The organism is Arthrobacter sp. SAFR-179 (assembly GCF_059414945.1).
The window spans coordinates 192,275-215,289 of sequence record NZ_JBPFDM010000003.1 but is presented as its reverse complement, the minus strand read 5'-3'; the positions used below and the strand labels follow the sequence as shown (position 1 = coordinate 215,289).

10 protein-coding genes and 1 pseudogene are annotated in these 23,015 nt (G+C 68.0%); all 11 read left to right on the top strand.

Features of this window, described 5'->3' with window-relative positions; all coding sequences use genetic code 11:
• Window positions 1-33: 33 nt before the first annotated feature.
• On the top strand, window positions 34-6,156 hold the full coding sequence (locus tag ACR65K_RS07895) for an Ig-like domain-containing protein (protein WP_440152112.1): 6,123 nt from the start codon (window positions 34-36) through the stop codon (window positions 6,154-6,156).
• 77 nt (window positions 6,157-6,233) lie between these two features.
• Entirely contained in the window at window positions 6,234-7,205 is a 972-nt protein-coding gene (locus ACR65K_RS07890) for an AAA family ATPase (protein ID WP_440152110.1), read from the top strand.
• A 73-nt stretch (window positions 7,206-7,278) separates the two neighbouring features.
• Window positions 7,279-8,622, top strand: coding sequence for a DUF58 domain-containing protein (locus tag ACR65K_RS07885; protein WP_440152109.1), 1,344 nt, complete (start codon window positions 7,279-7,281; stop codon window positions 8,620-8,622).
• Window positions 8,619-11,177 (top strand): transglutaminase-like domain-containing protein, encoded by a 2,559-nt coding sequence (locus ACR65K_RS07880; protein WP_440152107.1) that lies wholly within the window; start codon window positions 8,619-8,621, stop codon window positions 11,175-11,177. Before ACR65K_RS07885 ends, ACR65K_RS07880 begins: the two co-directional genes overlap by 4 nt.
• Window positions 11,174-11,230 (top strand): annotated as a pseudogene (locus tag ACR65K_RS07875) (hypothetical protein); the annotation flags it as partial. The gene ACR65K_RS07880 and the pseudogene ACR65K_RS07875, both read left to right, overlap by 4 nt.
• 288 nt (window positions 11,231-11,518) lie before the next feature.
• Window positions 11,519-12,853 carry an RDD family protein gene (locus tag ACR65K_RS07870; protein WP_440152315.1) on the top strand — a complete coding sequence of 445 codons (1,335 nt, stop codon included), beginning with the start codon at window positions 11,519-11,521 and terminating at the stop codon, window positions 12,851-12,853.
• Entirely contained in the window at window positions 12,850-13,800 is a 951-nt protein-coding gene (locus ACR65K_RS07865; RefSeq protein WP_440152105.1) for a PP2C family protein-serine/threonine phosphatase, read from the top strand. Before ACR65K_RS07870 ends, ACR65K_RS07865 begins: the two co-directional genes overlap by 4 nt.
• Entirely contained in the window at window positions 13,787-15,886 is a 2,100-nt protein-coding gene (locus ACR65K_RS07860; protein ID WP_440152103.1) for an FHA domain-containing protein, read from the top strand. Before ACR65K_RS07865 ends, ACR65K_RS07860 begins: the two co-directional genes overlap by 14 nt.
• Window positions 15,883-17,685 (top strand): serine/threonine-protein kinase, encoded by a 1,803-nt coding sequence (locus ACR65K_RS07855; RefSeq protein WP_440152102.1) that lies wholly within the window; start codon window positions 15,883-15,885, stop codon window positions 17,683-17,685. Before ACR65K_RS07860 ends, ACR65K_RS07855 begins: the two co-directional genes overlap by 4 nt.
• A gap of 85 nt (window positions 17,686-17,770) precedes the next feature.
• Window positions 17,771-18,475, top strand: a complete 705-nt coding sequence (locus ACR65K_RS07850; RefSeq protein ID WP_056338693.1) for a hypothetical protein — start codon at window positions 17,771-17,773, stop codon at window positions 18,473-18,475.
• Window positions 18,472-22,917 (top strand): type VII secretion EssC family protein, encoded by a 4,446-nt coding sequence (locus ACR65K_RS07845; RefSeq protein WP_440152101.1) that lies wholly within the window; start codon window positions 18,472-18,474, stop codon window positions 22,915-22,917. Before ACR65K_RS07850 ends, ACR65K_RS07845 begins: the two co-directional genes overlap by 4 nt.
• The last annotated feature ends 98 nt before the right edge of the window (window positions 22,918-23,015 follow it).

Here is a 23,015-nt window from a genome sequence, read left to right as displayed (position 1 = left end):
TGCGGCCACACAATCTGAGGGAAAAGTAACGCTGTGACAACTCTGCTGGGGAAGCTTGGGCTGAAAAAGCGGCATAGGAAACTTGCCTCTGGTACTGCGTTTGGTGCTGTGGTGGCGGTGGTGGTGACGGGTGCTGTGTTGTATCCGGGGTTTAAGACCACTGAGGTGGAGTTGAATGACGGTGGCGTGTGGGTGGTGTCGAAGTCGAGGAATGCTGTGGGGCGGTTGAATTATCCTTCCCGGGTGCTTGATGGTGCGGTGACGCCGGCGTCGACGACGTTTGATGTCCTGCAGCATGCGGGCGAGGTGTTTGTTGATGATGAGACGGGTTCGACGTTGAACCAGGTGTCGCCGGCGAATATGCGTCTGGGTGGGGATAAGCAGTTGCCGGGGGCTGCTGATGTGAGTTTTGGGGCGCGGACGATTTCGGTGACGGATGCTGCGTCGGGGAAGGTGTGGGCGGTGTCGCCGTCCACGGTGAATGGTTTTGATAGGGAATCGTCGGAGCCCGTGTTGGTGGGTTCGGCGGGTCTTGTTTCGGCGGTCGGCTCTGATGACCGGATCTATTCGGCGGATCCGAAGACCGGTGTTGTATCGGTGACGGGGGTGGACGCGAACGGTGCGGTGGTGTCGTCGGAGTCGGAGACCTGGGATGGGTTGAAGGGTGCCGGGGATCTGCAGCTCACGGTGGTGGGGGATAAGCCGGTGGTGTTGGATGCTGCGGCGGGGAACCTGTTTTTGCCCGGTGGTAAGCGGTTGGCGTTGGAGGGGGCGCGGGATGCGAAGTTGCAGCAGGCGGGCCCGGGCAGTGATGTTGTTGCGGTGGCGACGCGGAAGGCGTTGTTGAAGCAGCCCCTTGATGGTTCCACGGCGAAGACGGTGGGGTTCGACGGCGAGGGTGTTCCGGCTGCGCCGGTGCAGTTGGGCGGGTGTGTGCATGCGGCGTGGTCGGGGGCGAACAAGTACGTCCGGGATTGTGTCAATGATGGGGACGATAAGAAGGTGGACGTGCCCAAGGCGAGTGCGTCGCCGTCGTATGTTTTCCGGGTGAACCGGGACCTGGTGGTCCTGAATGACGTGAACTCGGGGAATGTGTGGTTGGTGAACCAGAACATGCAGCTGGTCAACAACTGGGACGACGTCATCCCACCCAAGAACCAATCCGATGACCAGGACCAGGAATCGGCGGACAACAACACCATCAACATCCTGCCGGACCGCACCAAACCCAACCGGCCGCCGGAAACCAAGCCCGACGCCGTCGGCGTCCGCCCGGGCCGCACCACCATCCTCAGCGTCCTGGACAATGATTCTGACCCCGACGGCGACGTCCTCACCGCGGCCGTGGGGGACTCCGGGCCCAAGTCCGGCACCCTGGAAAGCATCTACGGCGGCACAGCGTTCCAAATCACTGTCCCGGCCGACGCCAAACCCGGCACCGAGACCTTCAACTACAGTGCCTCGGACGGCCGGGGCCTGTCCGCCGGCGGCCAGGTCACGCTGAGCGTGGTGGGACCGGACGAAAACAAACCGCCGAAGTTCAAGCGCGGCGAAGACACCACCATGCTGGTGGAACAGGGCAAGACGGTCAGCCAGAACATCCTTACCGACTGGATAGACCCCGACGGCGACGACCTGGTCCTGCTGGACGCGAAAGCCGACAACGACCAGGACCAGGTCAAGGTACGGCGCGACGGCCTGCTCACCTTCCAGGACTCCGGCGCAACCGCCGGCAAGAAAAACGTCCAGGTCAGCATCTGGGACGGCCGCGCCACCGTCACCGGCAAGGTAGTGGTCAACGTCCAGCCGCCAGGCGCCCTGGCGCCCGTGGTCAACGCCGACCACGTCACCGCCGTCGTGGGCCAGGACCTGGTCATCTCCCCACTGAAGAACGACGTCGATCCCAACGGCGGCGCCCTCCGCCTGGCCCAGGTGGAAGCCAACGGCCCAGCCGAACTTGGACCCGTCACCGACGGCGGTACCTTCACCTTCCGCAGCACCACCCCCGGCCCGGTCTACCTCACCTACATTGCCAGCAACGGGCCGCAAAGCAGCCAGGGCCTCATCCGCGTCGACGTCGAATCCGGCAACGACGGCGGCGACCCCGTGGCGGTCCATGACGTGGCACTCATGCCCACCGGCGGCAGCGTGCTGCTGGACCCCCTGGCCAACGACTCCGACCCCTCCGGCGGCGTCCTGGTGCTGCAGTCCGTCAAACTCCCTGACAACGCCACCGTATCTGTCAGCGTGATCAACCACAGTGTCCTGCGGATCACCGACATCCTGGGGACCAAGGACCCCGTCCTGTTCGAATACACCATGTCCAACGGCAGGAAATCGGCCACCGGCAGCGTCTCCGTGGTGCCCGTCCCGGCTCCCGCCGTGGTGGAAGCCCCGCAGCCCAAGCCGGATGAGGTGAATGTCCGCGTCAATGACGTTGTCACCATCCCGGTCCTGGACAACGACACCCATCCGCAGGGGCAGGAACTTACCGTGGACCCCGTCCTGCCGCAGCCAGTGGATCCCGGCGACGGGAAGAGCTTCGTCTCGGAGAACACGCTCCGCTTCATCGCCGGCGCCCAGCCCAAGACGGTACGCGCCATCTATAACGCAGTGGATCCGCAGGGCCAGAAGAGCGCAGCCGCAGTCACCATCCACATCCTGCCCCTGGAGGGCGCGGAGAATTCCCGGCCCCAGCCGCGCAACCTCACCGCCCGGGTGGTAGCGGGCGGCACCGTCCGGATCCCGGTGCCGCTGGACGGAATCGATCCCGACGGCGACTCCGTGCAGCTGACCGGCATCGACAGCACCCCTGCCATGGGAACCGCCACGGTGGGCAGCAACTTCATCGATTTCACCGCTGCAGGCGACGGTGCCGGGACCGACACCTTCCGCTACAAGGTGGTGGACCGCCAGGGAGCCATTAACACGGGCACGGTGACCGTTGGCGTCGCGCCGCGCGGCGAGACCAACCAGAAGCCCACCCCGGTGGATGACGAGGTCCGGGTGCGTCCCGGCCGGCAGATCGCCGTTGACGCGACCGCCAATGACACCGATCCCGACGGCGACCGCATCCGCATCCTCACCGACGGCATCGAGGCGGACCCCGCGCTGCAGGCGACCGTGAGCAGGAACAGTGGCCGGATCATCCTCCTGGCCCCGAACGAGGCGGGAACCGTCAACGTGCGCTACACCGTCGCGGACGACCGGGACGCTGCCGCCCAGGCCACGATCCGACTGGTGGTGGACAATGACGTGCCCCTCAAGGCGCCGGTTGCCCGCGACGACAGGGTGACCTCAGCCCAGGCCATGGGCAAGACGGCCGTGGATGTTCCCGTCCTCAAGAACGACGAGGATCCCGACGGCGTGGGTGAGAACCTGAAGATCAGCACCGAGGCAACCACAGCACGGCCCGGCGGCAACGGCAACGTGCTGGTGGACCTCACCGAACAGCCCCAGCTCATCCCCTACACGGTGGAAGACGTGGACGGCCAGCAGTCCACCGCCATCATTTGGGTGCCGGGCCTGGGCCAGCAGGTTCCCACCCTGGCCAAGGATGAGGTCATCGAGGTGGTCGCCGGGCAGTCCGTCGACGTGGACCTGAAGGAGTGGGTCAAGGTACGGGAAGGCCGATCGCCCCGGCTGACCCAGGCGGACCGGATCAAGCTCATTGGGGCCGACGGCGGCGACCCCGTCACGCGCGACGGCGCCGGCCTGAAGTACGCGGCGGGAGCCGACTACGTGGGCCCGGGATCACTCACGTTCGAGGTGACCGACGGCACCGGACCGGACGATGCAGCCGGCCTGAAGTCCACCCTGAGCATCCGCACCAAGGTCCTCCCGAATCCCGACAAGAACAACCCGCCAGAGTTGCTGGGCGCCAGCCTGGATGTCCCCAAGGGCGAGTCCGCCAGCACCGACCTGGGAAAGCTGACCTCGGATCCCGACCAGGACGACGTCGGAAAGATGAAGTATGAGCTCGTGGGAGACTCGCCCGCCGGCTTCAGCGCGCGCATCGAAGGCAGGACCCTGAAGGTTTCCGCGGCGGATACCGCGGCCACCGGAACCAGGGCAGCCGTGCAGGTCAAGGCCACGGACCCCCGCGGCCTCGAAGCCACGGCCACCTACCAGTTGGCGGTGACCGCCTCCAACCGGCCCAAACCGGTGGCCAACGACGACGTGGAGCCCAACGCTGCCGCGGGCAAACCGGTGACCATCAACGTCCTTGCCAATGATGCAAACCCGTTCCCTGAAACGCCGCTGAAGATCATCGCCGCCAACACCGAAACGGGCAGCGGCAACGTGGGCGTGAACGGCGACTCGGTGACGGTCACCCCGGCTCCCGGCTTCACCGGAACCCTGGTGGTGGCCTACACAGTGGAGGACAAGACGCAGGACAGCTCGCGGCATGCCACGGCACGTGTCCGGCTGACCGTCAAGGACAAACCTGCAGCACCCACCACACCGCAGGCGCAGAGCGTCGGTGACCAAACCGCGCTGCTCAACTGGTCTGCACCGGCTGATCGGGGCTCACCCATTACCAAGTACACGGTCTATGGTGAGGGCGGATTCCAGCAGGACTGCCCCGCCAACACCTGCACACTGAACGGCTTGACCAACAACACCACCTACCACTTCCAGGTGACGGCCACCAACGAGTTCGGTGACTCGGACCGGTCGCCGGCTTCCGCGGATGTGCGCCCGGACGTCAAGCCGGATACCCCGTTAGCGCCGTCGTTGAAGTTCGGTGACAAGCAACTCACGGTCAACTGGACCGCTCCAGCCAGCAAGGGCTCCCCAGTGAAGTCCTACGACCTGGAGATCTCCCCGGCGCCCGCCGGCCAGAACGCCCAAATCCAGGGACTGACGTCCGTCAGCTACGTCTGGAAGGGCCTGCAGAACGGCGTCTCCTACAAGGTCCGGGTCCTGGCCCGCAACGACGCCAAGGACCCGTCCGAGTGGAGCCCCTATTCGGCGGCAGAAGTACCGGCCGGCGTCCCCGCAACTCCTGCCGCGCCCAGCGTGGCCCAGGCAACCCCGGTTGGTTCACAGAGCCAGCTAAGGGTGGTGTGGACTGCCCCCAACAACAACGGTGATGCCATCTCGTCCTACACCCTCACCACGCTTCGCGGCGGGTCCGTCGTCTCCAGTCAACAGGTTGCTGCCACCTCGCAGAACGTGACGGTGGACAACTCCGAATCGAGCTACACCTTCACGGTCTCAGCCACGAACAAGGCCGGCACCAGTGCCACCAGTGCGCAGTCGGCTGCAACCCGTGCAGTGGGTAAACCTGGAACTGTTGGGCAGCCCAGCGCGACCTTGGTGGATACCAACGCCAACGGCGGCAAGATCGACGTGCGGTTCCCGGTGTTGACTGATGCCCAGCGAAACGGCTCCGCGCCAAGCGAGATCACCTACCGTTACAGCCTCACGTCAGGAGATGGCTCGGGCAGCATCCCCGCCGGCGGGGGCATCGTCCCGGCGCCGAACGGCACGCAGACCTCTGTGGTGGTGTGGGCTGTATCGTCCCGGAGCACCAACGCCGGCGACGCAAGCACACCCTCCAACGCCGTCAACCCCTACGGCCTCGCGTTCGCTCCAACGGTCAACGGCAGCAACAGCAGCGGAGTTGGCGACAAGACAGTGTCGTGGACGTGGAACCAGCCAAGCGGCAACGGGCGGGCAGTGACTGGGTACCAGTACAGCCTGGACAACGGTCCGTGGCAGGACACCCAGCAGCGAACCTTTTCCAAGACTGTTGGATACAGTGAGACGCACAAACTGGAGGTGCGGGCCGTCAGCGCAGGCCAGCCCGGCCGGATTGGCAGCGACACGTCCCGCAGCGGATCGGAGCCACCGCCCCCGGTACCCACGTCCTGGAACGTCACGGCAAGCCCAGTCCGCAGCTGCACGGAGCCGCGAAAGGGCACTGACAGCTATGTTGCAGGCAACCCGTCCCAGTGCACGGGCGAGGGTATATGGCTCGACGCCGGTGCCCCGTCCACTGCCGACCGGTACCAGGTCTGGTACAAGACGTCCAACAACCCCAGCGGCATCTGGTACCACCTGAGCTCCGGCATGGCGTCCGGCCACTGGCTCCGCTGTGACACGTCAAACGTCGGCTGCAATCCGCCGGCCGGCATGCCAAACCGTTAGCAGGAAACACTGCACCGCAACGCGGAGTCCGTCCGGGCCCGCACAGAAATTCGACCCAGAAGAAGGAAGCAACTGTCATGACCATGACCATGGAGCAGGCCGAGTGGTTTGCCGGCACATTCGAAAAGCTGGTTGCCAACGTGGGGCAGGCGGTGCTGGGCAAGGAACACGTCATCCGGCTGACCTTCACCGCCATGCTGGCCGAGGGACACGTCCTGTTCGAGGACGCGCCCGGTACTGGTAAAACCTCCCTGGCCCGGGCCCTGGCTGCCACTGTGCAGGGCTCCAACAACCGCATCCAGTTCACCCCGGACCTGCTTCCCTCGGACGTGACCGGCGTGACCATCTACGACCAGAAGACGCAGAAGTTCGAGTTCCACAAGGGGCCAATCTTCAACAACATCGTCCTGGCCGATGAAATCAACCGTGCCTCGCCGAAGACCCAGTCGGCGCTGCTGGAAGTCATGGAGGAGTCCCGCGTCACCGTGGACGGCATCACCTACTCCGCAGGCCGCCCCTTCATGGTCATGGCCACCCAGAACCCGATCGAGCAGGCAGGCACTTACCGCCTGCCCGAGGCCCAGCTGGACCGCTTCCTGATCAAGACCTCCATCGGATACCCGGACCACGCCTCCACAGTCCGGCTCCTGGGCGGGAACAACCTGAAGGACCGCTCCAAGGACCTCACTGCCGTGATCACCACCCAGGCGGTGGCGGACATGGCCGACCTCGCCGCCACGGCGCACGTTGACACCGCGGTGCTGGAGTACATCTCCCGGCTCTGCGAGGAAACCCGCAGCGCACCCGAGACCCGGCTTGGCGTCTCGGTCCGCGGCGCCCTGGCAATGGTCCGTGCCTCGAAGGTCTGGGCTGCCGCGCAGGGACGGAACTTCGTGCTGCCGGATGACATCAAGGAACTGGCACCCGTGGTGTGGACCCACCGGTTCGTCATGGATCCCGAAGCCGAGTTCTCCGGTGCCACCGCCGAGGCTGTGCTGACCAGGATCCTGGCCGACGTCGCCGCCCCGCAGCAGCGCACCAACGCCTGAGCCGCCCGGCCTGCAGCCTGAAGCTGCAGCTGCCGCCACTGTCATTCCAGCGCTACAACGAAGGCAAACCCTTATGTCCGACGGCACGTCCAGCGGCACCCGGCTGACCCGGCTCGCGGAGCGTCTCCAGCAGCCCTTCCACCGGAACGGCCGCCCCACCCGCCTGCACCCCGCAGCGGTTTGGTCCGAAGCCAGCAGCACGGCCCTCCAGGCCCTGACACCCGCCTGGCGGAGAGTCCGGGAGATCTGGCTGAAGTACGCCTGGCCGGTGCTGTCCGTGGTCAGCATCCTGGGCTGGTCCGTCCTGGCCGCCGCCATCCTGCTGTGGACCACCGGCCAGGCATTCGGCTGGCAGGAAGCCACGGCGGCGTCCATCGCCGCCTTCGCCATGTTCGTGATCGCCGTCGCGTTCATCCTCGGCCGGTCTTCCTATGGCGTGCTGCTGGACCTCGCCCGGACGCGTGTGGCGGTGGGGGACAGCGCCGTCGGCAGTATCGCCGTCTCCAACACCTCGGCCCGCCCGCTGCTGCCGGCCGCGCTGGAACTGCCGGTGGGCAGCACCACGGCCGTCTTCCACCTTCCCCGGATGAAGCCCGGCCAGGTCCATGAGGACCTGTTCACCATCCCCACCGCACGGCGCGCCGTGATCGTGGTGGGACCGGTCCGCTCCGTCCGGGCCGACCCCCTGCACCTGTTGCGGCGCCAGGTCCTCTGGACCGAACCCGAGGACCTCTTCGTCCATCCCCGCACGGTTGCCCTGGCAGGCTCTGCCGCAGGCTTCATCCGCGACCTTGAGGGCATGCCCACGACCGACCTCTCCAGTGCCGACGTGTCCTTCCACGCCCTGCGCGACTACGTACCCGGCGATGACCGCCGGCACATCCACTGGAAAACCACGGCCCGCACCAACAAACTGATGGTGCGCCAGTTCGAGGAAACCCGCCGCGCCCACCTGGCCATTTCGCTGTCCATCAACACCGACGAGTACTCCTCCGAAAACGAATTCGAAATGGCCATCTCTGTGGCTGCCTCCATCGGCCGGCAGGCCATCCGCGAACAGCGCGAACTCGACGTTCTCACGCAGAAAGGCCCGCTCCGCTGCGAAACCGGCCGCAACCTGCTCGATGACATGACCCGGATCGTGGGCACTCCGATGCGCCGCACCGCCGTCGACCTCGCCAGGACACTGGCCGACACCGTGCCCAACGCCTCCGTGGTGTTCTTCGTGGTGGGCAGCAATGTGACGGCCACCCAGCTCCGCTCCGCCGCCGCCTCCGTCCCGCCCGGCGTCCGCAGCCTGGCGGTCCGGGTGGACGCCGGTGCAGCGCCCACCCGGGCCAACATCGCAGACCTCACCGTCCTGACGCTCGGCGATCTTGCCGACCTTGCCATCGTGCTGAGAAAGGCCGCCGCATGAGCACCGCAACGGGCCAGCCCCCACAAAGGCGGTCCCCGCAAACCCGTACCCGCCGCAAGGCCGCAAACCCGGACTCCGCCTTCACCACCGGCCAGCCGCCCTGGCATTTCATGCTCGACGCCGGAGCCCTGGTGGTCCTGCTGGGCCTGGGCCTGCTCGGCTTCGGCCTGAGCTTCGGGGGTGACCCCTACTACCTCCTGTCCGGGTTCGGCGGCATCATCCTGGGACTGGCCATCGGCGCTGCCAACGCCCACCTGCGCCTGGGCCTGCTGATCACCACCGCCCTGGCCCTGGCCGCCTACCTGGTGTTCGGGACCTGGCTGGCCGTTCCGGACTCCGCCATTGCCGGATTCGTTCCCTCCCTGGACTCGCTGCGGACCCTGCTCCTGGGCGTCGTCTTCGCCTGGAAGGACATGCTCACGGTTGGGGTGCCGGTGGGAACCGCCGGCGGCGTGCTCATTGTCCCCTTCCTGAGCTCATTGATTACGGCACTCGTGGCAGCGCTCCTGACCTGGCGGGCAAGGAGCCCCTACCTGCCCCTCATCCCTGTCCTGGTCCTGTTTGTCACGGGCATTGCCTTCAGCACCAACGCGGCATTCCTGACCCTCGAACGTGGCATCGGCCTGACGGTCCTTGGCATCGCGTGGGCAACTTTCCGCCGGGACACCCTGCGGCGGAACAGCGCACGCAGGGTGGCGGTCAACAATCCGCAGGCGGACAACGGCACCGCCCGCCGCGCCAGGATCCGCCGGCTGGGCATGGCTGCGGGAGTGATTGCCGCCAGCGTGGGAATTACCGCGGTGGCCGCACCCCTGGTCAGCGCCGGCGAGGACCGCAAAGTCCTCCGCAACGTGGTGGTGCCGCCGTTTGATCCCAAGGACTACATCACGCCCCTGGCCAGTTTCCGGACCTACGTCAAGGACAAGAAGGACGACACCCTGTTCGTGGTCAAGGGGCTCCCGCGCGACGGCCGGGTGCGCCTGGGTGCCCTGGACGCCTTCAACGGCACCAACTACAACATGGACCCCAACGGTTCCGGCAACTTCAGCAAGGTGGGCGACGCCAAGTCCATCAACACCCTCGCTGACACGTCCGGAGTAGTGCCCACCAACGACTACTCGATCAGCATCAATGTGGAGGACTACCAGGGCTACTTTGTCCCGGGCGGCCGGAAGACCACCGGCATCAGCTTTGACCAGTCAGGTACCGCCGCTGCTGCCGGTCTTTACTTCAACACGGGAACGGACACCGCCGTCACCACCAACGGGCTGTCCCGCGGCGACGCCTACACCGTGCAGGTGTCCGATCCGGCCAAGCTCGAACACGGGCAGCTGACGCAGTACGACTTCGCCAAAATCTCCCTGCCGGCCCCGCTGGAGGTGCCGCCGGTGATCGGTTCCCAGGCCAACGACCTGTCCGCCGACGCTCCCACCGCCATCGACCGGGTACGCCAGATCGAGGCGCACTTTCAAAAGACGGGTGCCTTCAGCAACGGCCTGGTCAGTGAGGGGCAGCTGCCCAGCGTCTCAGGCCATGGCGCCGCCCGGATCCGCAACCTGCTGACCGCCAAGCAAATGCTCGGCGACGATGAACAGTACGCCGTGGCCATGTCCCTGATGCTCCGGCACCTGGGCATCCCCTCCCGCGTGGTGATGGGGTTCTATCCGGAGCCCACCAGCCCGGAGAACGGTGCCGGCGAGGTGAAGATCACCGGAAAGGACGTCCACGCCTGGGTGGAGGTCGCCTTTGAGCGGGTAGGCTGGGTCAGCTTCGATCCCACCCCGCCCAAGGACAACATCCCCATCCCGCCGGACCCCGAGAACAAGTCCAAGCCCAAGCCCCAGGTGCTGCAGCCGCCGCCCCCGCCGCAGGAGCCCGCGGACCTGCCGCCGGACTCCTCACCGGACGCCCTGGACGCGGACCAGAAGAAGAACAACCCATGGCTGTTCTGGGGCGCCCTTTTGGGTGCATTGGGTGTCGCCGCCATTCCGTTGCTGGTCCTTGCCCTGCCGCTGCTGCTGATTGCCCTGCTGAAGGCGCGACGGCGGAAGTCGCGTTTCCGCGACGGCCACCCCGCCCAGCGTGTGGGCGGAGGCTGGAACGAGGTGGTGAGCCTGGCGACCGACCTGGGTGCCGCCGTCGACACCCGCTCGACGCGGCGCGAAAGCGCTGCCGTCCTGGCCGAAGCGTTCCCTGGAACCCAAGGGACCACCACCCTGTTGGCCCGCCGGGCGGACGCCTCCATCTTTGGCGCGGGGGAGCCCACAGAGGAGGACGTTCGCGAGTATTGGACCATCGTTGACGGGTCGCTCAAGGAAATGACCTCGGGCATGGGGTTCTGGCGCCGGCAGCAGGCACGGTTCTCGCCGCGCTCGCTGCTTGCCGACGCCCGGACCGCCATGAACTCCGGCAAGGCCCCCAGCCTTCGCGGGGGCCGGCTGGCACTGCCTGCGGTCTCCGCATTCGTTGCCGCCCGCCGCCGTCGTGCCTCCGGAAGTGCTGACGCGCCGCCGGCCCGGGAAGGACGCGGCCAGGAAGGATCCGGCCGGCAGTGACTTGCGGCGACGAACACTGCCCGCGCTGCCACCAGCCCATCCGGGCGGGGGCCACCTTTTGCCCCGCCTGCGGGGCGCCGCTGCCCAACCGGGCGGCACGCCGTCCCCGCAGCCCGGGCCTGCCCGCGGACCGCGGAAGGAGCGCCGCGGGGGAAGCGCGCCCCGCGCACGCGCCCGGGAATCCCGGTACTATCCCGATAGTAGAAATGCCCCCGGCAGGTCAGCCGGCGGGCACCGCATATACGGGCACCGCGCAGGCGGGCACCTTGCCCACGGGAATCGCGCCGGGCAGGACCGGCGGTTCCACACGGGTGGAGGCCGCTCCAGGGGGAGGAACGGGAATGGCAGTGAACCTTCAGCTTGTTCCGGCTGCGGCGGGCAAGCGGCTTGGCGCTGCGGTCATTGACTGGCTGCCGGGGGTGGCGGTGCTGGTGGTGGCGTTTGCCATCGGATTTGCCGGGATCACCCGGACCAGGAGCGGCGGCTTCATTGTCTACGACACCTCCTCGCTGGTCCTTTTTGGCGGCATCGGCCTTGGCCTGACCCTGGCCTACCTGTTCGTGGTGCTCGGCCTGGAGGCCCGCACCGGCAAGACGCCCGGCAACCTGCTCATGGGGATCCGCAGCGCGGACCAGGACGGTTATGCTCCCGGCGCCGGTGCCGTGTTCCTGCGTGGCCTCATCACCGGGGCAGGCATCCTGCTGGCCGTGCTGGCCGCGGTGCTGGTGATGGTCTTCAAGTGGTTCGACGCCGCCGTGTTCATCCTTGGTCCGCTGCTCCTGGTGGGTGCCGTCTGGGCGGTGCTGGTGGTCGTTTCCAGCCGCTGGGACAAGAACGGCGGGCTGCGCGGCTGGAATGACGCCGCCGCCAAGACCCTGGCATTCGACGTCAAGGCCGGCCGCGACCCCATCACCACCGGCGGCATCCAGGGCCCCTACAGCTTCGCGCCGCTGGACCTTCCGCCCGTGCAGCAGGTGCTGTCCCCGGTGGCCGGGGCTACCGCAGCCCAGGCGCGTGTGTACCAGGCCCCGCCGCCGCAAAACGCGGCGCCACATTCTGCTGCAGCCCGGATGCCCCAGCCTGCGGCACCCACCGCACCCCAGCCTGCGGCACCCCCCGCACCTTCGCCGTCGGCCACCATGCCGTCGCAGACCATGCCCTACACCGCGCCGGCCTCCTTTTCGCCGCCGGCACCCGCGCAGGCTGCCGCCCAGGGGATGATGCCCGCTTTCCCGCAGGTTTTTGCACCGACAGGTTCCGCCGGCCACCGGGTTCCTCCGCAGCACTTGGATGACGACGTCGAACGCACGCAGGTGCGGCCCGGAATAAGCGGCCCAGGCCCCGTGGCCGTCCTCCGTATCCGCCTGGACGACGGCCGCGACTTCCAGCTGGACCGCAGCGTCCTGGTGGGCCGCAACCCGGTGGGGCAGGCCGGGGAACAGCACGCACAGCTGCTGGCCGTTGATGATCCCGGGCGTTCCATCTCCAAGACCCACCTGCACCTGCTCACCGACGGCGCAGGTATTTGGGTGACGGACCGGCAGTCAACCAACGGAAGCGCCGTCACCACCCCGGACGGCCTGCGCACCCCACTGGTGCCGGGCGTCCCCACATTTGTTACCCCGGGATCCAGCGTGCATTTTGGAGACCGTACCTTTTACCTAGGACAGGCATGAACCAGCACCCCGCCAGTGTTTCCTCCACCATCCAGCCGGGGCCGCGACCCAGCCTCAGCTATGGCTACGGGACGGACAGGGGACTCCGCCGGGAGCTGAACGAAGATTCGTACATCGCGGCCGACCCCGTCTTCGCCGTTGCCGACGGCATGGGCGGCCACGAAGCCGGCGAAATCGCCAGCGGCCTTTGCGTGCGGGCGCTCGCCGAAATGCCCCAGGTCAGCACGGGGGAACGGAGCATCACCGCTGCCGTCCTCCAGCAGTACGTGGCCCGTGCAGACAATTCGATCCGTGAGGCCACCGGAGCCCGCGCCGGCACCACCCTCACCGGTGCGGTGGTGGTGGAACAGATGGGCATGCCGTACTGGCTGGTCCTGAACATCGGCGATTCCCGCACCTACCGGCTCAGCCAGGGGCGGTTCGAACAAATCAGCGTTGACCACTCGGAGGTCCAGGAACTTGTGGACGCGGGCGAAATCACCGCCCAGGAGGCAACGGTCCATCCGCGCCGGCACGTGGTCACCCGGGCCTTGGGCACAGGGGACGAGACGGAGGCGGACTACTGGCTTCTCCCCGTGGAGGAAGGCGACCGCGTCCTGGTCTGCTCCGACGGACTCACTGGGGAACTCCCGGACGAGGAAATCCTGGGGATCCTCAGTACCGTGGCGGATCCGCAGGAGGCTGTGGACGCCCTGATCCAGGCTGCGCTGCGCAAGGGCGGGCGGGACAATGTCACGGCCATCGTGGTGGACGCGAGGAACGTTGCGAACGACGACGGCGCAGGCACCACAGCGCCCCGCCTCACCTCCGCTGACGGAGACGAAGTGACGCTGCCGCGTCCGCAGGCATCCGCAGCCGTGACGCAGCCCCTGCCCGCACCGGTTGAGGAGACGGCCGACCAGCACGCTCCAGTCCAGCACGGGGAGCAGGGCAATGACGGACGCTAGCTACATCCCAGGCACCTGGTTGGGCGTTGTCAGGTCCCGGACCGCGGTCCTCCTGGGCCCCGGGTGCCCCGCCGAACTCGCAGGTGCGCTGTGGGAACTCCTCGCAGACCGTCCCGAGCCGCACGAGGTCCTCGCAGCCGTCACCAGCACTTCCGGCGGATCCCTCACCCGCATCCCGTCCTTCGGCATCCTGGACTTCAACGGGTCCCTGCGGGTCTTCCTGCGCGGCGACATCGACCTCACCGTCGAGCAGCCCGCCGGAACCATCGATCTTGACGGCCGGGATGTGACCACCTGGAACGAACGCAGGTTCGTGCTGGCCGGGACGTGCCGGGTGAGGATCGCGGACGGTGGCGCCGGCAGTTCCCCGCACGCTGCGGAGCAACCCGAACTGCCGCTCGCTGAGGGCGTGGTGTTGCTGCAGTCCCTGACCATGGCCGCACCGTCCGGCCCCGCTGCCGTGGGTGGCCCGGCCGCTGCGGATGCCGCAGCACCTATGGAAACTTCCGCGGCCGGCCCAGCGGCTGATGTCCTGGCTGCTGATGTTCCCGCCGCTGACCCAGTGCGCCCTGCCGTCCTGCCCGAAAAGGAGGACGTGCCGCAGACCACCCTTCTTTCCGAAGCCACCCTTCTTTCCGAAGCCACCCTCCTTCCCGAAGATGGAGCCTCGGCCGAAACGGTGATGGGAGTCGTTGACGAGGACCCTGCCGATGAACACCCGGCCGGCGGCGCTGTGGATCTCCCGGCCGCGGGCGGGCTGGACCCGGACGCCACGATTGCCCCGGACGGCATGATAGGCGTCGACGGGGAGAACCATCCGGACGGGGACAACGGGGATGTCAGTGCCGACGGGGAGTCGGCCGGGGAAGCTGACGCGGAGCCCGAACTCCTCAACGCATCGGCTGCAGCTGCTGCGGGCGGCGGCTCCGACGCAGCCGGCGCCGGGCCCGCAGGGGAGATGACGACGTCCTACGACCACCTTTGGGACCGAACAGTGATGCGGCATATCGAAGACGCCGCCGTGCGTGAGGACGCCGACGCCGACTCGGGCCACATTTCCCGGCAGCAACCGGCACTGCCCGCGGCCGAACCGCTGCCCGCCCTCGGCGCGGCAGGGGAACCTGCCCCCGAAGTTCCGCCGGCCGGTTCCGGGACCGGCACAGAAGCAGAAGGCGGCGCCGAGCCCGGTGCCGGTTCCGGACCTGACGCCAGCCCGAAAGACGGGCCTGCCGTGCTGCCCCGCCCTGCCTCCGCCGGAGGCCTCATCGATTCAGTGCCATGGCGCATCGGGGGAGCGGTTCCGGCACCGGCCGCCCCGGCACCCGCTCCGCCGCCAACCGCAGCCACACCGGCCGCGCCGCCCGCAGGTCACGTTCCGGCTCCATCCACGCCGGTGCCTGCTGCACCCAACCTTGGCCCCGCCGGCCCAGCGCCCGGATCCATGCCAGCATCAGGATCCATTCCCGCGCCCGGATCCGGCGCGGGCAAGGAACACACCGCCCACCAGGAAGCCGATGCCGGGTTCGACCCCGACCACGATGGCCAGACGGTCATGAAGAGCAGCCTCCCGGGAACGGCACCCGGCCAGGCAACGAAATTGCCGTCCGTTCAGCAGGACCCCGCCGGCGGGCCGCTGGTGCTGGCCCGCGTCTGCTCGCAGGGCCACGCCAATCCGCCCACACGTGCCCACTGCAGCGCCTGCGGGGGTGCCCTGCTGCCTGATGCCGTGCAGGTGGCCCGTCCCCGGCTGGGGCGGATGCGCCTGTCCACCGGCGAACTCCTGGACCTCGATCAGTCCATGGTGATCGGCCGGCAGCCGTCCGTGTCCCGGGTCCAGGGCAGCGTCATGCCGCGGCTGGTCCAGGTGGCAAGCCCCGGCGGGGACATTTCCAGGTCCCACCTGGAGGTCCGGCTCGAGGGCTGGCACGTGATGCTCTGCGACCTCAAGGCCACCAACGGCACGGTCCTGGTCCGGGAAGGGCAGCCGCCACGGCGCCTGGCCCAGAACGAGATGGCCATCCTGCTCGACGGCGACATCGCCGAACTGGGCGACAACATCTCATTGCGTTTTGAGGAGATTCCTTGAGTTCCAAACGGCCTGTTGCGCCGCCGCCCCGCATTCCGGGGTTCAGCTATATCAGCCTGCTGGGGTCCGGCGGGTTTTCCGACGTCTACCTGTATGAACAGGACCGGCCGCGCCGTAAGGTCGCCGTCAAGGTGCTGCTCTCGGACCTGAAGACCGAGGGCGCGCGGCGGCGTTTCGAGTCCGAAGCCAACCTCATGGCCCAGCTGTCGTCACACCCGTACATCGTCACCATTTTCGAAGCGGAAGTAACGGACGACGGGCATTCCTACCTGGCCATGGAGTACTGCTCCCGGCCCAGCCTTGACGTGCGGTACCGGCGCCAGCGCTTCAGCGTGGACGAGGTCCTCGCTGTCGGCATCCAGGTGGCCTCCGCCGTCGAAACCGCCCACCGGGCCGGCATCGCCCACCGCGACATCAAGCCAGCCAACATCCTGGTGACGGATTACAACCGTCCGGCCCTCACCGACTTCGGCATTTCCGGCACCCTGGCCGGGGACTCAGACGACGATTCGGGCATGTCCATTCCCTGGTCCCCGCCGGAGCAGTTCCGGGACGGCAGCGTTGACGGCGTCATGGTGGACGTGTGGGCCCTCGGTGCCACTCTGTACACCCTCCTGGCCGGACGCTCACCCTTCGTCATGCCCGGGGCGGACAACTCGCAGCGTGAACTGATCAACCGGATCAGCAACATGGCGCTGCCAAAGCTGGGCCGTGCCGATGTGCCGGAATCACTGGAACTTGCCCTGGCCACGGCCATGGCCAAATCGCCCCGGTCCCGGTACTCCTCGGCGCACGCCTTCGCTCTTGCCCTGCAGCGCATCCAGGCCGAGCTCAACCTTTCCGTCACGCCCTTCGAGGTCCTGGAGGAACCCCAGCAGGAGGAGAGCCACCCGGACGACGGGACCGAGGAGACGCGCGTCCGCAGCATTGCCGCCATCGACCCGGAGCGGACCGGCAGCGCGCCCACGTTCCCGGCCCGTACGCGCCCCAACCCCGGCGGCGCCGGGACAGGCGCAACGGGCCGCGGGGGAGGTGCCGTCCCGCCGTCGCACTTTGCCCCCGTGACGCCCGGCCAAGGCAAACCGGCCCCGGCGGTGCCCTCCATTCCGGCCCGCACCACCTGGGCTGCAGCCACCGGAACGGCGTCGGCAGGGGCAGCCGCGCCTCTTACAGGCACGGACGACGGCGCCGGGCAGGGGGAGTGGGCCCAGTCCACCGTCCTGCGCGGCAGCACAGGGACGGCCAACTACGGTGCGCCGGTAACGGGCACGGCGGGAGCTGCGCAGGACACCGCCTACACCGCAGACGCAACAGTGCAGCGGGCCGTGCAGGTGGACGAGCCCGGCGAAATACCGGAAGCGGACCACAGCAAGCGCAACCTGTGGCTCGCGCTCGCCGGCGGCACCCTCCTGGCGCTGGCGGCAGTGGTGGGCATCGTGGTGGCGAACACGGCCACCGGCACGCCCAAGGTTGTGGAAACCCAGCAGGCCAGCAAACCTCCGGTCGACGCATTGGATAACGGCACCGTGCCTGACGTCGAAAGCCTCAAAGGCGCTATCGGCGGCGACGGGGAAGCCAGCTTCACGTGGACCAACCCGCAGCCCAAGGACGGGGACACCTACAAGTGGAAGGTGTACACCATCGGCGGCGGCGAGGGGGGATTCCAGGCCATCGCACAGCCGCCGGTACGGGTCCGTCCCAACCCGACAGGACAAACCTGCATCCAGGTGATGATCGTGCGGACCGACGGCGCATTCTCACCGCTGGGGTCCGGGTCCATCGCGTGCGCCGGCCAATGAATCCGCTGCACAGCCAGCCGCCGTTTCCGCGGCATGACCAGCACTTCGACTACCGCAACAGTTCTGCCTTGAGGAGGCACAGATCATGGGGGATCTAGCAATCGATTTCTGTGGCGAATGGTACGAGCCATCGGATGAGGACATCTTCAACATCGGCCGTGAAGGCGACCTGGAGGTGGACGACAACCCGTACCTGCACCGGCAGTTCCTGCAGGTGGCCCGCTACGACGGCATCTGGTGGCTCAGCAACGTGGGCAGCATGCTGTCCGCCACCGTCGCCGACGCCTCCGGCGGCATGCAGGCCTGGCTGTCACCCGGAGCCCGGATTCCGCTGGTCTTCAGCCACACCAACATCATCTTCACGGCCGGGCCCACCACCTACGAGTTCGCCGTCCACCTGAAGACGCCGTCCTTCCGGCAGGAAACCCGGGAAGGCGTGTCCAGCGGTGACACCACCATCGGCCCCGTGGTCTTCACGGACGCCCAGAAGGCGCTGATCGTGGCGCTCGCCGAGCCCGTGCTCCGGCGCGAAGGCACCGGCTTCAGCACCATCCCGTCCTCCGCGGCGGCCGCCAAGACCCTGGGCTGGGCACTGACCCGGTTCAACCGCAAGCTGGACAACGTCTGCGACAAGCTGGACCGGGTGGGCGTGGTGGGACTGCGCGGCGGGGGCGGCAAGCTCGCCACCAACCGCCGGGCACGCCTGGTGGAGCACGCCGTCACCACCCACCTGGTGACGCCCGATGACCTGTACCTCCTGGAGAAGATGAGGGGCGTGGACGAAGGATGAGGATCCGGCTGACACTCCGCCGCGAACCCGCCGACGCCAAGGACCTGGCCGTCACGGTGGACGGCATGGCCACCGTGGCCGACATCGCCACCGTGTTGTGGGCGGCGGACCCCGACCGCAAGGGTACGCCCGCCCCGGACAACCTTTCCCTGCGGATCGACGAAGCCTTCGTGGGTGCCGGGATCAGCGGGAACATCCTGACCCGGGAGGACAACCTCCTCGAATCCGGCCTGCGCCCCGGCTCGGTGGTATCGCTGGCCCAGGTCAGTGCACAGTTCCACGAAGCCGGTGCCGGCAGGGGACCGGCTGCCGCCACCCTGCGCGTGCTGTCCGGACCCGACGTCGGGCGCGAATTTTCGCTGCCCACCGGCACCAGCTACATCGGCCGGGACCGGGACGTGGACATCCGCCTCACGGACCCGCTCACCTCCAAACGGCACGCCCGGATCACGGTGGGCGACGCCGTCGAGATCGTTGACACCAACTCCGCCAACGGCCTCCTGATGGACGGCCTGCCCGTCACCCGTGCCACACTGAACTCCTCCGACACGGTGACCCTGGGCGACACCACCGTCACCGTGGTGCCGCTGGGGCACAACCATGCGGCAGCACCGACGTCGCCCCTGGTGGACTTCAACCGCTCTCCGCGGGTGGTGCCCCGCTTCGAGGTCCCCAAGCGGGTCCTGCCTGCCGGGCCCAAGCGCCCCGAGGACCATCCCTTCCCCTACATCATGCTGGTGGCGCCGCTGATGATGGGTGCCGTCATTTTCGCCGTCACGCAGAACGTGCTGTCCATGGTGTTCATGCTGATGATGCCACTGTTCATCGTGGGCCATTACGTGGACCAGAAGATGCGGACCCGGAAGCAGCAAAAGGAACAACTCAAGCAGTTCCGCGCCGCCATGGCCGCGTTCCGGCAGGACCTCACCGGGCTGCAGCAGGTGGAACGGGCGGTCCGGCTGCAGGAAGCGCCGTCGGTCAGTGACACCGTGGACGCCATCTACAAGCTGGGGCCGCTGCTGTGGACGCACCGGCCGGAGCACTCCACATTCCTGGGCCTGCGGTTCGGCCTGGGGACCGCGCCGTCGCGCATCCCGCTGGAAGAGCCGTCCAACAACGACACGGAAGTCCAGTACAGCCGCGAAATCCAGGACTGCATCAAGCAGTTCAGCGAGATCGAAGGCGTCCCCGTGGTCTCCCAGCTCCGCACCTCCGGAGCTTTGGGAATTGCCGGTACCCGCGGACTGGTGGACGACGTAGCCCGTGCCATGGTGCTGCAGCTGGTGGGACTGCATTCCCCGGCCGAAGTGGTCCTCACCGCCATCACGTCCGCCCGGTCCCGGGAACGCTGGAACTGGCTGCAGTGGCTGCCGCACGTTGGCTCGGGCCACAGCCCGCTGGGCGGGGACCACCTGGCCGCCGGTTCCGCCGGCGGCTCTTCCCTGCTGGCCCGCCTCGAGGACCTGGTCGAGGCCCGGGAGGCAGCGGCCAAGCGCTCAGGCCCTGAGCTGCGCCCCGGCATCGACCCCGTAAAGCACGAAGTCGAAGAGCCCGTGCTGCCGTCCGTGCTGGTCATCGTGGAAGATGACGCCCCCGTGGACCGCGGCCGCCTGACCCGGCTGGCCGAACGCGGCCCTGACTCGGGCGTGCACATCCTGTGGGTGGCCACCGACGTCCAGTCCCTCCCGGCCGCCTGCCGCGATTTCATGGTGGTGGACGGCGACCACGGAGCCACCACCGGCCAGGTCCGGCTGGGCCGCCACACCTACCCGGTCAGCTGTGAGAGCGTGGACGCGGAGCTCGCCGCCCAGCTGGCCCGGATGCTGGCACCCGTGGTGGATGTAGGCAAGCCCGTCAACGACGATTCCGACCTGCCGCGCGCGGTGTCCTACGTGACCCTGATCGGCAAGGACTTCCTGGACAATCCGCAGGCAGTGGTGGAGCGCTGGACGGAGAACAATTCGCTGCACGCCACCGCCGTGGCCAACCGCAAGGACAACGGCACCCTCAGGGCCTTGGTGGGGTCCAAGGGCATCGAGCCGCTGTACCTGGACCTGAAGAACGAAGGGCCGCACGCCCTGGTGGGCGGCACCACCGGCGCCGGTAAGTCCGAGTTCCTGCAGTCCTGGGTCATGGGCATGGCGGCGGCCTACAGCCCGGACCGTGTCAGCTTCCTCTTCGTGGACTACAAGGGCGGGGCCGCGTTCGCCGACTGCATCAACCTGCCGCACACCGTGGGCCTGGTCACGGACCTTTCGCCGCACCTGGTGCGCCGCGCCCTCACCTCCCTTCGCGCCGAACTGCACTACCGCGAGCAGCTGCTGAACCGGAAGAAGGCCAAGGACCTGCTGGCCCTGCAGCGGGAGGCGGACCCGGAAGCCCCGCCGTACCTCGTGATCATCGTGGACGAGTTCGCCGCCCTGGCCAGCGACGTGCCCGAGTTCGTGGACGGCGTGGTGGACGTGGCCGCCCGTGGCCGTTCCCTGGGCCTGCACCTCATCCTGGCCACCCAGCGGCCCGCCGGCGTCATCAAGGACAGCCTGCGTGCCAACACCAACCTCCGCGTGGCGCTGCGGATGGCTGACGAGGACGACGCCACCGACATCCTGGGTGTTCCGGACGCGGCCTACTTCGACCCCGCCATTCCGGGCCGCGGTGCCGCCAAGACCGGTCCTGGCCGGATCCAGGGCTTCCAGACGGGCTATGCCGGCGGCTGGACCACGGATAAGCCGCAACGTCCCCAGATCGACATCGTGGAGATGGCCTTTGGCTCCGGTCCCAGCTGGGAAGCGCCGGCACTTGAGAAGCCTGCGGCCCCGGAACCGGCCGGCCCCAACGACATCGCCAGGATGACCTCCACCATCGTGCACGCCGCGGACACACTGGCCCTGCGGCCGCCGCGGAAGCCATGGCTGGACGAACTGGCCAAGACCTATGACTTCTCCAAGCTGCCCAATCCCCGGACGGACGAACAGCTTCTGCTGGGCGTGGCGGACGACCCCGTGCACCAGGACCAGCCCACCGTGTTTTATGAACCGGACCGGGACGGCAACATGGCCATTTACGGCACAGGCGGTTCCGGCAAGTCCGCAGCCCTGCGCGGCATTGCGATTGCCGCGGCCGTCACACCGCGCGGCGGCCCGGTCCACGTCTATGGCATCGACTGCGGTTCTGCCGGGCTGCGGATGCTGGAGGAACTTCCGCACGTGGGGGAGATCATCAACGGCGACGACGTCGAACGGGTGGGACGGCTGCTGCGGCTCCTCCGGGACATCGCCGAGCTGCGTTCCGCGCAGTTCGCCGAGGTGCGCGCCTCCACCATTGTGGAGTACCGGAAGCTGGCCAACCGGCCGGATGAGAAGCGGATCTTCGTGCTGGTGGACGGCATGTCCGCCTTCCGTGAGGCGTATGAGCACAGCAAGCTTTCGGGGCTCTGGGACATTTTCCTGCAGCTGGCCACGGACGGCCGGACCCTGGGCATCCACCTGGTGGTGACGGGGGACCGGCCCAACGCCGTTCCCGCCTCGTTGCTCGCCTCCATCCAGCGCCGGCTTGTCCTGCGCCTCTCCTCGGAGGACGACTACATTTCCATGGACGTGCCCCGGGACGTCCTCACCGCCACCTCGCCCCCGGGCCGCGGCCTGCTGGACGGGCTTGAAGTCCAGCTGGCCGTCCTGGGCGGGAACTCGAACCTGGCCCTGCAGGCACGTGAGGTCCACAAGCTCAGCGAAGCCATGCTTCGGCAGGGCCTGGAAACCGCGCCGGGCATCGAGCGGCTCCCCGAGCAGGTGGACCTGGATGTCCTGCCCGCCGGCAGCCCGGACGTCCCTGTCATCGGCGTGGACGACGAGTCCCTGCAGCCGGCCGAAATCATGGCCCGCGGCCCGCTCCTGCTGGCCGGCCCGCCGGGTGCCGGGCGCACCGTTGCCCTGGTCACCCTTGCCTACGCGCTGCGCCGCTCCAACCCCGCCACCGAGCTGGTCTACCTCGGGTCCCGCCGGTCCGCCGTCGCATCCCTCCCCATCTGGAACCGGGCCGTGGTGGGCCCGGACGACCTCGCCGAGGTGGCGGAGGACCTGGTGGAGCACTCCACCGGAAACCCGGGAGCCGTGGCCTTCTTCATCGAGGGCCTCACAGAGTTCACCGACACCATTGCCGAGTCCGGGATGGCGCAGCTGGTCACCGCGTCCCTTAAGGCAGACCAATGGGTCATCGGCGAGTCCGAGTCCTCCACCTGGTCCTCCGCCTGGCAGCTTGCCCAGCCCTTCAAATCCGGCCGCCGCGGCCTGCTGCTCAACCCGGGGGACATCGAGGGCGACAGCCTGCTCAATACCTCGCTCGGCAGGGTCAGTCCCGACTTCATTCCGGGCCGCGGGTACGTGGTGGGACGGGGCAAAGCCAGGAAAATCCAGGTGGCGCTCCCGCCGGAAAACCGGGACTGAACACGCCGAAACCGGACGGCCGCTCCTGCGTCGGATTTGCGGCCGTCCGGCTGAGTGTAGAAGACTGCTGCGGAACCAGAAGGCCGCGGACGGGGGGA

Bases quoted from the DNA above. Each gene is read 5' to 3' on its own strand.
- ACR65K_RS07890 (WP_440152110.1), top strand. From the start codon at position 6,234: ATGACCATGACCATGGAGCAGGCCGAGTGGTTTGCCGGCACATTCGAA.
- ACR65K_RS07885 (WP_440152109.1), top strand. From the start codon at position 7,279: ATGTCCGACGGCACGTCCAGCGGCACCCGGCTGACCCGGCTCGCGGAG.
- ACR65K_RS07880 (WP_440152107.1), top strand. From the start codon at position 8,619: ATGAGCACCGCAACGGGCCAGCCCCCACAAAGGCGGTCCCCGCAAACC.
- ACR65K_RS07870 (WP_440152315.1), top strand. From the start codon at position 11,519: ATGGCAGTGAACCTTCAGCTTGTTCCGGCTGCGGCGGGCAAGCGGCTT.
- ACR65K_RS07865 (WP_440152105.1), top strand. From the start codon at position 12,850: ATGAACCAGCACCCCGCCAGTGTTTCCTCCACCATCCAGCCGGGGCCG.
- ACR65K_RS07860 (WP_440152103.1), top strand. From the start codon at position 13,787: ATGACGGACGCTAGCTACATCCCAGGCACCTGGTTGGGCGTTGTCAGG.
- ACR65K_RS07850 (WP_056338693.1), top strand. From the start codon at position 17,771: ATGGGGGATCTAGCAATCGATTTCTGTGGCGAATGGTACGAGCCATCG.
- ACR65K_RS07845 (WP_440152101.1), top strand. From the start codon at position 18,472: ATGAGGATCCGGCTGACACTCCGCCGCGAACCCGCCGACGCCAAGGAC.